Origin of the sequence: Haladaptatus paucihalophilus DX253, assembly GCF_000376445.1 — an archaeon.
GTDB classification, from domain to species: domain Archaea; phylum Halobacteriota; class Halobacteria; order Halobacteriales; family Haladaptataceae; genus Haladaptatus; species Haladaptatus paucihalophilus.
In genome coordinates this window covers 2838038-2853735 of sequence record NZ_AQXI01000001.1, presented here as the reverse complement: position 1 = coordinate 2853735, position 15698 = coordinate 2838038, and the positions used below count along the sequence as shown (strand labels likewise).

At 64.4% G+C, this 15698-nt stretch carries 14 protein-coding genes; 6 read left to right on the top strand and 8 right to left on the bottom strand.

What is annotated here, in order from left to right; genetic code table 11:
* Positions 1-36: 36 nt before the first annotated feature.
* Together B208_RS0115795 and B208_RS0115790 are read right to left on the bottom strand one after the other, a co-directional pair.
* Positions 37-288 (bottom strand): hypothetical protein, encoded by a 252-nt coding sequence (locus B208_RS0115795; RefSeq protein ID WP_007981748.1) that lies wholly within the window; start codon positions 286-288, stop codon positions 37-39.
* A gap of 52 nt (positions 289-340) precedes the next feature.
* Positions 341-1225 carry a sulfurtransferase gene (locus B208_RS0115790; protein WP_007981749.1) on the bottom strand — a complete coding sequence of 295 codons (885 nt, stop codon included), beginning with the start codon at positions 1223-1225 and terminating at the stop codon, positions 341-343.
* A gap of 108 nt (positions 1226-1333) precedes the next feature.
* On the opposite strand from B208_RS0115790, the gene B208_RS0115785 reads away from it, so the two are divergent.
* Positions 1334-1633 carry a hypothetical protein gene (locus tag B208_RS0115785; RefSeq protein ID WP_007981751.1) on the top strand — a complete coding sequence of 100 codons (300 nt, stop codon included), beginning with the start codon at positions 1334-1336 and terminating at the stop codon, positions 1631-1633.
* Here the strand turns inward: B208_RS0115785 and B208_RS0115780 are convergent.
* On the bottom strand, positions 1617-3011 hold the full coding sequence (locus B208_RS0115780; RefSeq protein ID WP_007981753.1) for an FAD-binding oxidoreductase: 1395 nt from the start codon (positions 3009-3011) through the stop codon (positions 1617-1619). The genes B208_RS0115785 and B208_RS0115780 overlap by 17 nt on opposite strands.
* A gap of 409 nt (positions 3012-3420) precedes the next feature.
* On the opposite strand from B208_RS0115780, the gene katG reads away from it, so the two are divergent.
* Both katG and B208_RS0115765 read left to right on the top strand, forming a co-directional pair.
* Positions 3421-5568 (top strand): catalase/peroxidase HPI, encoded by a 2148-nt coding sequence (gene katG, locus B208_RS0115770; RefSeq protein WP_007981758.1) that lies wholly within the window; start codon positions 3421-3423, stop codon positions 5566-5568.
* Positions 5569-5767: 199 nt separating this feature from the next.
* Complete coding sequence (locus B208_RS0115765) at positions 5768-7588, top strand: S9 family peptidase (protein ID WP_007981760.1); 1821 nt, start codon at positions 5768-5770, stop codon at positions 7586-7588.
* Here the strand turns inward: B208_RS0115765 and B208_RS0115760 are convergent, their stop codons facing one another.
* Entirely contained in the window at positions 7589-8569 is a 981-nt protein-coding gene (locus B208_RS0115760; protein ID WP_007981761.1) for a WD40/YVTN/BNR-like repeat-containing protein, read from the bottom strand.
* 110 nt (positions 8570-8679) lie between these two features.
* Between B208_RS0115760 and B208_RS0115755 the strand changes: the two genes are divergently transcribed.
* Entirely contained in the window at positions 8680-9876 is a 1197-nt protein-coding gene (locus B208_RS0115755) for an MFS transporter (protein WP_007981763.1), read from the top strand.
* A gap of 71 nt (positions 9877-9947) precedes the next feature.
* Here B208_RS0115755 and B208_RS0115750 read toward each other — a convergent pair whose 3' ends face one another.
* From B208_RS0115750 to B208_RS0115740, 3 genes are all read right to left on the bottom strand, one after another.
* Positions 9948-10169, bottom strand: coding sequence for a 30S ribosomal protein S17e (locus B208_RS0115750; protein ID WP_007981765.1), 222 nt, complete (start codon positions 10167-10169; stop codon positions 9948-9950).
* Between the two features lie 74 nt (positions 10170-10243).
* Positions 10244-10777: a peptide-methionine (S)-S-oxide reductase MsrA gene (gene msrA, locus B208_RS0115745; RefSeq protein WP_007981767.1), complete on the bottom strand. Its 534-nt coding sequence runs from the start codon at positions 10775-10777 to the stop codon at positions 10244-10246.
* Positions 10778-10881: 104 nt separating this feature from the next.
* The gene (locus tag B208_RS0115740; RefSeq protein WP_007981768.1) at positions 10882-12108 is read right to left on the bottom strand and encodes a polysaccharide deacetylase family protein; all 1227 of its coding nucleotides are present in this window, start codon (positions 12106-12108) and stop codon (positions 10882-10884) included.
* 223 nt (positions 12109-12331) lie between these two features.
* On the opposite strand from B208_RS0115740, the gene B208_RS0115735 reads away from it, so the two are divergent.
* A complete protein-coding gene (locus B208_RS0115735; protein ID WP_007981770.1) occupies positions 12332-13405 on the top strand; it encodes a transcription initiation factor IIB in 1074 nt (357 codons plus the stop codon).
* 93 nt (positions 13406-13498) lie between these two features.
* Positions 13499-14203, top strand: a complete 705-nt coding sequence (locus tag B208_RS0115730; RefSeq protein WP_007981771.1) for a DUF4097 family beta strand repeat-containing protein — start codon at positions 13499-13501, stop codon at positions 14201-14203.
* A gap of 4 nt (positions 14204-14207) precedes the next feature.
* Here B208_RS0115730 and B208_RS0115725 read toward each other — a convergent pair whose 3' ends face one another.
* Positions 14208-15671 carry an Hvo_1808 family surface protein gene (locus B208_RS0115725; protein ID WP_007981772.1) on the bottom strand — a complete coding sequence of 488 codons (1464 nt, stop codon included), beginning with the start codon at positions 15669-15671 and terminating at the stop codon, positions 14208-14210.
* Positions 15672-15698 lie beyond the last annotated feature (27 nt).

The following is a 15698-nucleotide window of genomic DNA, read 5'->3' as shown; positions in this document are numbered from 1 at the left end:
TGTCTTCGGAGGTTCACCGATATGGTGTCCCCCCTCTCACGCCAGTTCGGAGCGGATATCGTCCACCAACTCCCGCGCCCGTTCGACGTGCTCGTCCGCCTCCTCGCTCCCGGTCTCCTCGACGTGCGAAAGCAACTCGTCCGCCTGTGAGACGCGCTTTTCCACGGCCGGTTCGGGCGCGCCTCGGGCGTCCCCGACGACCGCTTGTGCTTCGCCGAGGTACTGACTCGGGCGCGTGGCGACCGGCAACGACGCCGTGGCTTCCAGGTGGTCGTACAGTTCGGCCACGAGTTCGTGAAGTTCGGTGATGGTGGCGATTCGTCACCTCGGAAAAAAGAAGTTACTCCTCGCCGGTTTCGATGGGCGCTCGAACCAGATTGCCCCACTCGGTCCACGACCCGTCGTAGTTGCGCACGTCCTCGAACCCAAGCAGGTCGTGGAGCGCGAACCACTCGATGGAGGAACGTTCACCGACGCGACAGTAGGCGATGATGGACTCCTCGCCGTCCACGCCGTGGTCGGCGTACAGTTCGCGCAGTTCGTCGGCTGACTTGAACCGGCCGTCGTCGGCGAGGACTTGCGCGACCGGAACGTTGCTCGCGCCGGGGATGTGCCCGCCGCGTTGGGCCGTCTCCTGCAACCCTTCGGGCGCGATGACTTCGCCCGTGAACTCCTCCGGCGAGCGCACGTCCACGAGCGGCAGGCCGGATTCGATGGCCGTGTCCACGTCGTCCTTGTACGCCCGGATGCTCTCGAAGGGGCCGCGGGCGTGGTACTCCTGTACCGGGTGGTCGGGTACTTCCTCGGTCAGTTCGTAGTCGTTTTCGACCCAGTAGTCCTTCCCGCCGTTCAGCACGCGGGCGTCCTCGTGGCCGTAGTATTTGAACTGCCAGTAGGCGTACAGCGCGAACCAGTTCGGAATCCACCCGTCGCCGTAGAAGACGACGGTGGAGTCCTCGTCGATTCCGGCGTCACCCACCACTCGCTCGAAGTCGTCTTTCTTCAGGATGTCCCGCTCGGTTTCGTCCGAAAGGTCCTCGTCCCACTGCAGCCCGATAGCGCCAGGGATGTGTCCGTCGTCGTAGCGCGACGGGAAGTCGCTGTCGGGTGATTCGGGACTGTTGACCTCCACGAGGCGATACGCCGGGTCGTCGCTTTCGAACTCCTCGATGTTGTCTTCCACCCAATCCGCCGAGACGAGAACGTCGTTTGCGTACGCTGACATCGAACTGTGGACGACGCCCGACGGCAAAACTCTCCCGGCCAGCGCGACCCGTCTCCCGGAACGTTTCCCGCCCGAAGGACTACTTTCGCGGCCGTCGTTGACCGTGGTATGTCGAACACATCGGTCCGCGAAACGGTTTCGACGCTCCGAGAATCGCGGGAGGCGATTCACGAGGGGCGAATCGCCATCGCCGAAGCGAGGGTCGAACTCCGAGCGCGCTACGACCGCGCCCAGCGTCGAATCGACGACATCGACCGCGCCCTCGACCTGCTCCAGGAAGAGGGTCCCGAAACCGACCTCCGAGAGCTGTTCGGACTGCTCGACAGCGACGGCGCGTCCCCCGAACGCGCCGTTGGCGACCGCCCCGACGGAGAGGTCGGAGAGGTCCCCGCTATTCCGTCACGGTGACGGTCTCGACGGGGGCGAACACCCCGTCCGGGTCGTACCGCTCCTTCACCGCCGCCAGACGTTCCTCGTTCGCGGTGAACGACGTTCGGGACGCCTCGTCCCCTTCGAGCATCGAGAAGTTGACGTAGGTCGCGCCGGTCGAATACTCCTTGGTCGCGTCCCAGAACTCCCGAACCCACGCGACGTTTTCCGCGTCGTCGGCCGGGTCCTCCCACGTCCCGTCGATGCTGAGCAACGCCGCGGCGCTCCGGTCGCCGAAGGCGGTTTCGTCGCTTCCGACGCGGGCTATCTCCCCTCCGAGCGACCGAATCGGGACGAGGGTCCGCGGCGACGGTCGCCGCCGCGCGAAGTCGAGAATCGTCTCGGTTTCGTCGTCGCCGAACGCGGCGAGGTAGTGCGATTTCCAGTAGTAGCGGTCGCCGTCCGGGAACGCCGCGTCGAGCATCGACTGTACCTGCAGGTAGGGCATCGGTCCGCTCAAATCGAGGAGCGGCGTTCCGATTTCCCGGAGGGGCTGCATCGCCTCTGGCCCCCTCTCCGGCGGTCCGGCGTACATCCCGACCACGCTGATGAACGGCGTGCCGTGAAGTTCCTCCGGAAACATCGGGTCCGGCGGAACGCTCCAGATGAGCGCATCGACCGTTATCTCGTCCGGCGCGTCGGTCATGAACTCGCGCCACGCCGAGAGCACCGCCTCGCCGTCGTCGAGCGGGTAGAGCGCGCCGAGGAAGAACACCTCCGGGCCGAGTCGGAGACACTCGTACTCGAAGGACGTGACGACGCCGACGCCGCTCCCGCCGCCGCGGAGCGCCCAGAGGAGATCTTCGTGCTCGCCCTCGCTCGCGTGGACGAACGCCCCCTCGCCGGTTATCACGTCGGCCGAAACGAGGGAATCACAGGTGAGTCCCAACTTCCGTCGCGTCCATCCGTACCCGCCGCCGAGCGTGAGTCCGGCGATTCCCGTCTCCGAGACGACGCCGCCCGGTGCGACGAGCCCGAAGGCCTGCGTCTCCCAATCCACGTCGGCCCACGTCGCGCCGCCCTGTGCCCTGACGCGGCGGTGTTCGGGGTCCACCGTGACGGACCGCATCTCCGAGAGGTCGATGACGAGGCCACCGTCGCGGACGGCGGTTCCGGCGACGTTGTGCCCGCCACCGCGTACCGCGACCGGGATGTCAGTCTCGCGGGCGAACTCGACGGCCTCCTTTACGTCTCCGACGCCGGAACACCGCGCGATGATGTCGGGGTGTGCGTCCCGCATTCCGTTCCAGACGATTCGGTCCTCCTCGTATCTCGCATCACCGGGGCGTGAAATCCGCCCCCGGAACCGCTCGTCTATCGTTCCGTCCTCGCTCGTTTGGTGTGTTTTCGTCCCCATCTCCACCACCCCAAACGTATGTTAGCATCCGACAACCAAAGTGATGTATCGCGTGGCGTCTGCCACGATATACGGCGGAAAAATTATAGAAGACAGGAAACGAACGCTCGTTCGAACGACTCATCGAAAAGCCGTCCGTTCGATGGCATCGTATCGTGGTTTTTGCGAACGTATTTTCTAAATCGGGAAAAATTATTCTCGGTGAGAGAACTAGTACGGCCATATTTAGAAGTGAAGACAGAGAATGGGAAACATAAGCGGCAAATTTATAAACAATACCTCTTATATTCTACGTACAGGAGATCCTGTTAATGTCCGAGGATACACCCAAACACGGCATGGCGGAACCCGATTACGAGCAGGAGAACGTCGAGGCGTTCGACCGCGAGGAGACGCAGGAGGTCTCCCGATGACGCTCGGTGACGACCACGACTGGTGGCCGGAGCACCTGAAGGTAGAGCTCCTCGACCAGAACGCACGGGACGTCGGTCCGATGGACGAGGAGTTCGATTACGCCGAGGCGTTCGAGTCGCTCGACCTCGACGCCGTGAAGGCGGACATCGAAGAAGTGATGACGTCCTCGCAGGACTGGTGGCCTGCCGACTACGGGCACTACGGGCCGCTGTTCATCCGGATGGCGTGGCACAGCGCCGGGACGTACCGCACCAAGGACGGCCGCGGCGGCGCGTCCGGCGGACGGCAGCGCCTTCCGCCGATCAACAGCTGGCCGGACAACGTCAACCTCGACAAGGCTCGCCGTCTTCTCTGGCCGGTTAAACAGAAGTACGGCCGCAAGCTCTCGTGGGGCGACCTGATCGTCCTCGCCGGGAACGTCGCCCTCGAATCGATGGGCTTCGAGACCTTCGGCTTCGCCGGCGGCCGAGAGGACGACTACGAGCCCGACGATGCGGTCAACTGGGGTCCCGAAACCGAGTGGGAGAAGACGTCCTCCGACCGATTCGACGAGGAGGGTCACCTCGAAGACCCGCTCGGGAACACCGTGATGGGCCTTATCTACGTGAACCCGGAGGGTCCGAACGGCGAACCGGACCTCGAAGGGTCGGCGAGGAACATCCGCGACACCTTCAGCCACATGGCGATGAACGACGAGGAGACGGTCGCGCTCATCGCTGGCGGGCACACCTTCGGGAAGGTCCACGGTGCCGACTCCGGTGACAACCTCGGTCCCGAGCCCGAGGCCGCTCCCATCGAAGAGCAGGGCCTCGGCTGGGAGAACGAGTTCGGTGAGGGCAAGGGTCCCGACACCATCACCAGCGGCATCGAGGGACCGTGGACCAGCGCACCGACCAAGTGGGACATGGGCTACATCAACAACCTGCTCGACTACGAGTGGGAGGCCCACAAGGGTCCCGGCGGCGCGTGGCAGTGGCGGCCGGTCGATGAGGAGGCACAGGACACCGTGCCGGACGCCCACAAGCCCGACGAGTCGGTTGACCCGATGATGCTCACGACCGACATCGCGCTCAAAAATGACCCGGACTACCGGGATATTCTGGAGCGCTTCCAGGACAACCCGGACGAGTTCCAGGAGTCCTTCGCAAAAGCGTGGTACAAACTCATCCACCGCGACATGGGCCCGCCGGAGCGGTTCCTCGGTCCCGAAGTTCCGGACGAGACGATGGTCTGGCAGGACCCCGTTCCCGACGTCGACTACGACCTGATCGGAGAGGACGAAATCGCCGAACTCAAGCAAGAGATTCTCGACTCCGATCTCTCCGTCTCTCAGCTGGTCAAGACCGCCTGGGCGTCCGCGTCGACGTTCCGCCACAGCGACAAGCGCGGCGGCGCGAACGGGGCTCGCATCGGTCTCGAACCGCAGAAGAGCTGGGAGGTCAACGAGCCGGACGAGTTGGAGAGCGTGCTGACGACCTTGGAGGGTATTCAGGAGGACTTCAACAGTTCGCGCTCCGACGACACGAAGGTGTCGCTCGCCGACCTGATCGTGCTGGGCGGTAACGCGGCCGTCGAGGAGGCGGCCGCGGACGCCGGCTACGACGTGGAAGTTCCGTTCGAACCGGGCCGGACGGACGCCACGCAGGAGCAGACCGACGTCGATTCCTTCGAAGTGCTCGAACCGGACGCGGACGGATTCCGCAACTACCTCGGGGACGACCTCGACCGCCCGGTGGAGGAGGAACTGATAGACAAGGCCGAGCTACTGACCCTGACGGTGCCCGAGATGACGGTGCTGGTCGGCGGCATGCGCACGCTGGGCGCGAACTACGAGGACAGCGACCTCGGCGTCTTCACCGACGAACCGGAGACGCTGACCAACGACTTCTTCGAGAACCTGCTCGGAATGGACCACGAGTGGGTGCCGGTCTCCGACGACGAGCAGGTCTTCGAGCTCCGTGACCGCGAAACGGGCGACGTCGAGTGGGAGGCGACCCGCTTCGACCTCATCTTCGGATCGAACTCCCGACTCCGTGCCGTCTCGGAAGTCTACGGAGCGGACGACGGCGAGGAGAAGTTCGTCCGGGACTTCGTCGACACGTGGGACAAAGTGATGAAGCTCGACCGCTTCGACCTCGAATAACCGCAGTCACGAGTCACCGATTCGGTGGCCGCGTGCGGCGTCTCGATGGCGTCGGCACCTGATTTTTCTCGCGCGATGGTTCGAGCGCTCGTTGCAGCACGGTCGCCGATTCCGCGATTGTAGCGCCGAAAATATAAGATATACTACTGAAACGGCGTTCTGGAAAGGTTGATACTTTGACTGTTGGTATTCGGACTCGATGACAGGAGATTTTTCCCTCGAATCCCTCGCACGCCTCCCGGTGTTCAGCCGTCCGGCGGCGTCACCCGACGGCGAGCGGGTCGCCGTCTACTACGACAGCACCGGCCGCAACGAACTCCACGTTATCGACGTGGGAACGGGCGAAATGCGGCAGGTGAGCGACGGCGAGGTGCCGCGGAACGTGAGCCAGCCGTTCGGGTGGGCACCGGACGGCGAGCGCATCTACTACCATCTGGACGACGCGGGCGACGAGCAACACGACATCTGGGAGATAGACCTCGACGGGAACGCCGCGCCGGTCGTCGAGGACTCCGGGCAGTGTATCCTCAACGATATCGACGACGGAAAACTGCTCTACGTGAGCAGCGCCGACGGGCAGATGAACCTCTACCGCTACGACCGCGAGACGGAAACGAGCGAGCAACTCGCGGAGTACGAGTTGGGCGTCTTCCACGCGTCGTACGGTCCCGACGGGGACCGGATGGTCTACATGTCCAACGAGTCGGACGATTTGACCAACATGGACGTGTACGTGGCCGACGCCGACGGGTCGAACCCCCGGAATCTCGAACTCGGCATCGACGGGAACGAAACGCACTTCGAGGACTGGTCGGCGGACGGAACGAAACTGCTCGTCTCGGATAACGCGGCGGACAAGACCCGAAGCGGCGTCTACGATTTCGAATCCCAATCCGTCGAGTGGTTCGGCGACGGCGAGTACGTCGAGGACGGCGTCGCGTTCCTCCCGGACGGAAGCGGCTTCCTCGCGCTCCGAAAGCGTGACGCCGCCGTCGTTCCGCTGGTGTACGACTTCGACGGGACCGCGACGGAACTCGACCTCCCCACGGGCGTCGCGTCGTTCCCGCTGTACAGCGACTCCGCATTCCTCGGCGACGGTCGCGTGCTCGTCGAAGGGACGACGCCGACACAGCGGCCCGCGCTGCTCGTCTACGACCTCGAAACGGGCGAGACCGAAACGCTTCTCGAACCGGTTTACGGCGACATCGACCCCGAGTCGTTCGCCGACGCGGAGTACATTACGTTCGAGTCGCACGACGGCACCGACATCGGCGGCCTGTTGTACGATTCCGGCGAACGCCCGTCCAAGGCGGTCGTGAAGGTTCACGGCGGCCCGCCGGTACAGGATCAGCGGAACTTCAAACGACGGACCCAGTTCTTCCTGAACCGGGGCTACTCCGTGCTGGAAATCAACTACCGGGGTTCCATCGGCCGCGGACGCGAGTTCAAGGACAGCCTCATCGGCGACTGGGGCGGTGCCGAACAGGCGGATGTCGCCGAGGGCGTCCGTTGGCTCCGCGACAAGGACTGGATAGACGAGGACGAAATCGTCGTGTACGGCGGCTCCTACGGCGGCTACAGCGCCTACTGGCAGATGGTTCGGTACCCGGAACTGTACACCGCGGGCATCGCGTGGGTCGGCGTCACCGACCTCCACGACATGTACGAGAACACGATGCCGCACTTCCAAACCGGCCTGATGGAGAAGTACATGGGCGACCCCGACGAGAACCACGACCTGTACCGCGAGCGAAGCCCCATCGAGTACACCGAAAACCTCGATTCGCCGCTCCTGATGGTCCACGGCGTCAACGACCACCGGGTGCCGGTTTCGCAGGCCAGACTGTTCCGCGACGCGCTGGACGAAGCCGGATTCGAGGAGGGAGAGGACGGCGACTTCGAGTACGAGGAACTCGGCGAGGAGGGGCACGGCACGAACGACATCGAGCAGAAGATTCGCTCGATGGAACTCGTCGCCGACTTCCTCGACCGGCGGGTGGCGACGAACTGCGTATCGTAATCAGCGGTCGTCCACGACCGCCAATCCGCGCGCCGTCGTCCGTTCGAATTCGGTCGGCCACTCCGCGACCACTTCTCGCCACGTCGTCCCGGCGTCCTCGGTTCGGAAGAGGCCGCGGTTGTTGACGGCGTACAACTCCCCGTCGGCGGTGCCCGATTCGAAGACGGCCCGGGTGACGCCCTCGCCGGTCGGGAGGCCGTCCAACCGCTCCCACGGTTCGCCGTCCCGCTTCCGGGAGACGATGGAGTCCGCAGAATCGACGTTGTGGGCGGTTCGCGGCCCCGTCGCGCTGGAGAGGAGGACGGTATTCGGGTCGTCCGGCGCGAGCGCGACGCTCCAACAGTACCGGCGGTCGAGTCCCTCCTGCGGGTACTCCCACGTCTCGCCGCCGTTCTCCGATTCGGCGTAGCCGTCCCCCGCGGCGGACCAGACCTGCCCCGGCGCGTCGGGATGGGTGGCGAGCGAGTGGTTGTCCACGCGAGCGGTCGGTACCTTGTCCTCCCACGTCTCGCCCGCGTCGTAGGTTTGGACGAGCGCCCCCGCCTCGATACCGACGTAGAGGTGGTTCGGGTCGTACGGGTCGGGTTCTATCCACCGGACGTGATGGGTGTGCGGACGGGGCGGGAACGACCAGTTCGGTTCCGACGGCAGGTCCGTCAGCCCCTCGCGGCGCTCCCACGAGTCGCCGCCGTCCGTGCTTCGGTAGACGGCGCTCGGTTCCGTGCCGACCCACACGGTGTCCGGGTCGGTGGGGTCGATGGCGAGCGACATCACCGACTCGCGGATGGTCTCCTCGCCGACCGACTGGAACGACTCGCCGCCGTCCTCGCTCCGGAAGAGACCGGCGTCGAACGTGCCACAGAAGACCCGTTCGCCCGTCGCGGCGACACACTCCAAGTCGTGGTCCGACAGCCGAACCGCGGCCGTTCCCGCTCCGTCGGTGACGAACAACCCGTTTCGCATCGCGGCGTACAGTCGCATACCGGGAATAACGGACTCCAGCCGCCTGAAGCTATGGACTAATTGAAACATATTCTACAGGAACGGATTTCAGGAAACCGTTTACTATCGACCGTTCGAACGCCGACTCGATGTCGCGCTCGTCGGCCATCTACAAGTACTACTGCTACCAAGCGACCGTCTCGTTCGGGTTCTTCTCGCCGATATTCACCCTCTTTCTCCTCTACCGAAACCTCGATTACACGCAAATAGCGCTTCTCAGTGCGCTCTACTCGACGCTGACCGTTCTGGGCGAGATTCCGACGGGCTACGTCGGCGACCGCATCGGCCGCCGGGACAGCCTCGTCGTCAGTTCGGTCTGCATGACGCTCTCCATCCTCGGATTCGTCGTCGCTCGCTCCTTCCCCGCGCTCGCCCTTTTGTACGTCCTGTGGACGCTCGCGCTCGTCTTCCGCTCCGGGAGCGGCGACGCGTGGCTCTACGACTACCTCCGCGCGGAACTCGACACGGACCGGTTCGCCCGCGTTCGCGGTCGGGGCATGGCCGTCAACCGAGCGGTAACGGTCGTCACGGTCCTCGCCGGTGGCGTGCTGTACGAACTCGACCCCCGACTGCCGTTTCTCGCATCCGGCGTGCTGAACGGCGCTGGCGTGGTCGTGCTGTTGACCCTCCCGCGAAACCGTGCGTACGCCGAGGGCGACGACAGGGACGTTCTGTCGCCGCTCGACGCGGTTCGCGTCATCCGCCGTCACCTCTCGAAACCGCCGCTCCGGTCGTTCGTGACCTACGTGGCGCTGTTTTTCGCCGCGACCGGTGCCGTCGAGAGTTACGTCCAACCCATCGCCACGGGACCGCTCGGACTTTCCGTCGAACTCATGGGACCGCTGTACGCCGGGTTCACGCTCGTCTCCGCCGGGGTGAGCTACTACGCCGGGACGATAGAGGAGGTCGTCGGCCTCCGAACGACCACCGTGTTCGTCCCGGTGGTTCTCTGCGTCTCATTCGTCCTGCCGGTGTTCGTGCCCCTCCTCGCCCTCCCGATGTTTGTCGCCCGAACCGGGTCGAACACGCTCCTCCGGCCGCTGGTCAACCAGTACATCAACGACCACTCGGAGTCGGTCGGCCGGGCGACCGTCCTCTCCGCCGCGTCGATGGCCTACGCGGTACTCAGGCTCCCACTCGTCCTCCTCGGCGGTCTCGTCGCCGACGCGTACTCGCCGCTGGTCACGGTGGCGGCCGTGGGTGCGATCGTTCTCGTCGGACTCGTTTCGGTCATCCTCTGGGAATCGCCCGTCGGAGCCGGAACCGAAACGGTCAGCGGTTCGTGATTCGGACGACGCGCCCCGAAAATTCGGTCGACGGTGCGCGACGGTTCTCGCTCGACGGTGCGCGGCGGTTCTCACTCCGCGGTGCTCGACGGTTCTCGTTCGACTGTCCGCGGCGGTTCCCCGCCGCGTCTCGTGATGTACCCCGCGATGCGGTTCCGAACGCTCTTCGAATCGACGTTCGTCAAGACGGTCACGCTCTCCTTGTTCCGGTCGAAATCGTCCGTGAACGCTTCCGGGTATCGCTCCAAGAGGATTCCTCCCACCTTCTTCACGTAATCTGGCTGAACGGGCATTGGCACGTCGTCAACCCACTCCGGCAAAACAGTTGGGGCATCCCTCAACACGGTGAAACGAAGACGATTCCGACCTACTGGTTCGCCTTCCCGACGAACTTCTCGCGCACTTTGCGAATCTTCGGCTGGGCGTTCATCGTGCAGTAGGCGTCGTTGGGGTTCTTCTCGTAGTAGTCCTGATGATAGCCCTCGGCCTCGTAGAACTCCGAGAGCGGTTCGACGTCGGTGACGATGGGGTCCTCGAACGCGCCCTCCGATTCGAGGCCGTCGATGTACGCCTCGGCGACCTCCTTCTGGTCGTCGTCGTGGTAGAATATCGCGGAGCGATACTGGGTGCCCACGTCGGGGCCTTGCCGGTTGAGCGTCGTCGGGTCGTGGATGGTGAAGAACACCTGCAGGAGTTCGTCGTAGCCGACCGTCTCGGGGTTGTACTCCAACTGGACGACTTCGGCGTGACCCGTCTCGCCGGAGCAGACCGCTTCGTAGGTCGGGTTCTCGACCGACCCACCGGCGTAGCCCGACGTGACGGACTGCACGCCGTCGAGTTCCTTGTACGCCGCTTCCAGACACCAGAAACATCCGCCCGCGAGTGTGGCCGTCTCGGTCATGGGGGAGGTTGGACCGCGAAGCGTTAAGACCCTGCGGTGGCGGTCAACGTTTCAGCTATCGCCTCGTTCCGGCGTTTGAACGAAATGAACGAACCGAACCGACGTCAGCCGTCGATGAGTTGGGAGGCGGTGATGACGTTCACGTCCTGCTTCTCGACGTACTGCAGGAGCGATTCGAAGTCGGCCTCGCTGATTTCTCCGTCCGTCCCGACTTCGTGAAAGAGCGGGACGACGAGTTGCCCGTACTCGGCGGCGTTGTCCACGTACCGCTTCGTCACGTCGAGGTTCTTGCCGTTCACCCGCGAGACGATGGCGTCCTCGTTTTCGAACGGCATGGCGTTGGGCGACGCGCCGAAGCTGAACACCGTGTCGTAGTACTTCCGGGCGAGGTCGAAGGTGTTCGGACCGACCTCGTTTTTCGGGACGAGGAGGTGGCGCGCGCCGTCCTCGAAGCCGCGGGACTGCAGGTACTCCTGTGTCCGCTTCAGGAGGTCCTCCTGCTCTTCGGGGGAGTAGTCGGGGAAGTAGCGAGCCTGCACGTCGGGGTGGGCCGATATGTCCCAGCCGCCGTCCGCCATCTCCGAGAGTTGGTCCTCGGTCAGGCGGTCGTCGTGCCCGATGCTCTCGGGAATGACGGCTTCGACGCCCGCGAAGTCGTACTTTTGCATCAGTTTGAACGCGCGGTAGTGGGTCGCGTGGCTGTCGTCGAAGGTGAACATCACCGCGCCCGTCTTCGGGCGGGAAACGGTCCGAAGGTCGTCGACGAGGAACTCGATGGGAGCGGACGCGTTGGTGTCCACCGGCCGTCCGACGATGCGGATGTCGGACACGGAAGCGAGGTCCGGGCTCCCGGTCGCGGCGGTGACGCCGAGGTTGAGCCGCACCCAGCGGTCTTTCGGTCCGACGAGGGTTCGTTTCAGACGGAGGACGTTGCGTCCGTCCGGAGCGTGCAGTTGGACCGCGATTTTGGCGAAATCGTGGCTGGTCACCTTGACGGCCACCGAGAGGTTGGTCCCGCGGAGGTCGGCACCCGAAAGCGACCGCACGATGTGCCCTTCCTTCGTCTCGTCGCTGCCGGTCACGCGCGCGCACTGTGACCCCTGATACGGGTCGTCGGTGGCTTTCGATAGCGTCCCCTGCCGCGGAACCGCCCGCCACTCGTCGAGCGTTTCGAAATCGTGGGGAACCGGCACGCTCGACGCACCCCCCTGCCGCGTCTTTCGCTCGTTCTCGTCTGTCGGTAGCGGTGCCTTGCCTGCAATCGAGGAACAGCCTGCAAATCCGACCGCACCGGCGGTCGCCAGAAACGTCCGTCGCGTCTGTCGCGTCATCTCTATCCTTCCGAATGAGACTCCGTATATATTCTTATGAGCAGTTTAATGAGATGCGGTTTTTGTTGCTATAGAATACTGAATTTAGTACATCTACTTGAGACTCTATCCGAAGGCTTGCCAATTCAAGCGACAGATTTATATGTTTTTCGCACTTACCTATGGTTAGCGGAGCGCCCTTGCCACCGGTTTCTCCCGAGGGTCAGTTCCGACTCATTCCATCATGACGAGCACGAAAATCCAGCAGACGGACGAGCGGACCGCAGCGCATTCGAACCAACCGCGGACGCGAAAGCGACGGGCACGGACGAACGAACACGAGGACGAACGGGCGACGGAGCACGAGCACGAAGACGAGCGGGCGGACCACCGCTGTCCCGAATGCGGTGGCAGCCTCGTCACCGACTCGGAACACGCCGAAACCGTCTGTAGCCAGTGCGGCCTCGTCGTCGAAGCCGACGGCATCGACCACGGCCCCGAGTGGCGCGCCTTCGACGCCAGCGAACGCGATTCGAAATCCCGCGTCGGGATGCCGACGACGAAGATGATGCACGACAAGGGGCTGTCGAGCAACATCGGCTGGCAGGACAAGGACGCCTACGGACGGTCGTTGAGTTCGCGCCAGCGCCAGAAGATGCAACGCCTCCGAACGTGGGACGAGCGCTTCCGCACCCGCGACAGCAAGGAGCGCAACCTCAAACAGGCGCTCGGCGAAATCGACCGCATGGCCAGCGCGCTCGGCCTCCCGAAGAACGTGCGCGAGACGGCGAGCGTCATCTACCGCCGCGCGCTGAACGAGGACCTCCTGCCGGGGCGCTCCATCGAGGGCGTCGCAACCGCCTCGCTGTACGCCGCGGCGCGCCAGAGCGGCGTCCCCCGCACGATGGACGAGGTGACCACCGTCAGCCGCATCGACGGCATGGAATTCAAGCGCACCTACCGCTACATCGTCCGCGAACTCGGCCTCGGCGTCAAACCCGCCGACCCAGAGCAGTACCTCTCGCGCTTCGAGAGCGAACTCGACCTCACCCACGAGACCAAGCGCCGCGCCCACGACCTGCTCAAGACGGCGAAAGGGACGGGTATCACGAGCGGGAAATCGCCCGTCGGCCTCGCCGCCGCGGCGCTGTACGCCGCCGCCCTGCTCGAAGACGAGAAGCTCACGCAGGACGAGGTGAGCGACGTCTCGGACGTGAGCACCGTCACGATTCGCAACCGCTACCACGAACTGTTGACCGCGGCCGACGAGACGGACGCGCTCCCGACGACCGCCGGTACCGACGAGGCGACAGCCTAATCGGTTTTTTCCTTCGAATAAGCGACGAATAGAGACATCTCTCGGATTTTGTGTCACCCCAAAATACAGTATTTCTGAAGTCGTTGCCCACCTATGAACCGGCGAACGCTCACGGCGGGACTGGCGAGCGGTTTCGCGGCCGCCCTCACCGGGTGCGTCTCCCGACTCTCGACGGCGGACCAGACGAATAAGACCGAGCACCGGACGTTTCAGGTACAAAGCGGAACGCGGCTGGCGGTCGAGAACGAAAACGGGTCGATAGACGTTCGTCGCCACGACGGCAGCGACGTCGATGTGACGATGAAAATTCACGCCCGAGAGGGTGGCTCGCTCGATGACGTCTCCCTTTCGGACGCGAAGACGGCGGACGAACTTCGCCTGCGCGTGCACGCGGACGCGGACGACGTGAGCGTGGCGCTGACGGTTCGCTACCCGAACTCCGTCCCGGTCGGAGAGCTACGGAGCACGAACGGACGCATCGATGCGACGGTGGTCACCGCCGGAGACAGCGCGGCCGTTCGAACCGAGAACGGCAGCATCGACGTGAAACTGCTCGAAGTCGCGCGCGACACCGACGTTCGAACCGAGAACGGCAGTATCGACGCGGCGCTCGCGTCCGACCTCGACGCGACTGTTTCGGCGACGACGAAAAACGGGTCGCTAAACGCGAGCGGACTCGACTTCTCCTCGGAAGAACTCTCGATGACGGGGTTCACCGGCGTCCTCGGCGATGGGTCGAACGACCTCTCGTTCGAGACCGAGAACGGGTCTATCTCGCTCTCCGCCACCTCGGAGTAACCGCTCACCGAATCCGCGAGAACCGCATTTTCCGGTTCGTGCTCGGTTTCGAATTCGGCCGAATGTCGTCCAAATCGCCGACCGTCGGCCCGTTGACGATGGTCACCGTTCGCCCGTGGCGGTCGATGCGGAAGGCGTCGGCGAACGGCCCGTCCTCGATGCGCCACGTGTCCGGACCGACGCGGGTCGCGTTCCGTCCGCGAAGCAGGTCGCGGTACGCTCGTCGGAACTCGGTCGCATCACGGGGCGTCTCCCATTTGGTTCGCCAGACGTACCCCCGTTTGTCCCCCTTGTGGTACGGCCAGAGTCGGTCGTTCGCCCAGCCGTCTGACGGCGTACTGGAGTAGTTGAACAGGTCGAACTTCCCTTCGTCGGGGTTCTGGAACTGTCGCCAGCGGATGATGGGGTTCCCCTCGGCCCGTCCCTGATACCAGAACATGGTGTAGATGCCGGTCTCTCCGACCGTCTGTGACCCGTTGACGCCGCGTTTGCCGTAGAGCTTCCAGCCGCTTCGCGCCTGTTCGCCGAGGCGGAGGCGTTCGGGACCGTCGGTTCGCGTCTCGGGGTGGATGACCGCCTTCGACGACTCCGGCGGGTTTCGATACTCCTCGGTCACCGCCTTCCACTCGCCGGAATCGAACCGCGAGGCGACGTACGCGGGACCGTCGGAGTAGGGCTGAATCAGCGCAACCTGCATGGCGAGGTTGTAGGACGGAAGCGGGCCGCCGCCGTACGGCGTCCGCTTCGGCCCGACATCGGGCTTGGCGACGCACTGCCACGACTTCCCACACCGGTTCGTGTACCGCTTCTCGACGTACATCGCTTCGCCCTCCGTCAGGCCGTCGTCGGCGCGGCGGCCGTCCATCGTCTTTGATTCGAGTTCCGACGACGACAGGTCGACGTGCTGGTCCTGTATCGCGTGGGTGAGTTCGTGCACCAGCGTCGCGTTGTCGATGCGGCGCTGGCCGTGCGAGATGACGTAGATTCGGTCCTCTCCCGGGACGTAGAACCCCGCGACGCGCTGTTGATAGAGTCGGGTCTGCTGGCGGGCGGCATCGGCGCGCTCGCCGGTGACGAACAGCCCCTCCCACACCTGATTCTCCCACGCACGCTGTGGCGGCGTGTTCGAACGCGCCGCCTGCTGTCGGACGAGGTTCCGATACTCCTCCCGCGACAGCGGCTCGACGTCCACCGACCGGGTGAACTCCTCGTCTCGGATGAACTCGACGCGCGCCATCGCCCGCCCCACGTACGCCTTCAACTCAGCGTCGGACAATCCGTCGCGCTGGTTCACGTCGATGCTCTCGTTGTACCAGTAGCCGTTCTCCCAGCCGATGACGTCGGAGCTCGGGTCCGGCGGGTGGGTTTCGGCCGCGCTCGAATTTCCGTGGTTCCCCCCGGGAGCCACCATCGCGACCACCGGCGCGGCACAGACGAGTAACACGACGACCACCCCCACGAGTCGCATACCGATGCCACGAGCGCCCGCGGCATA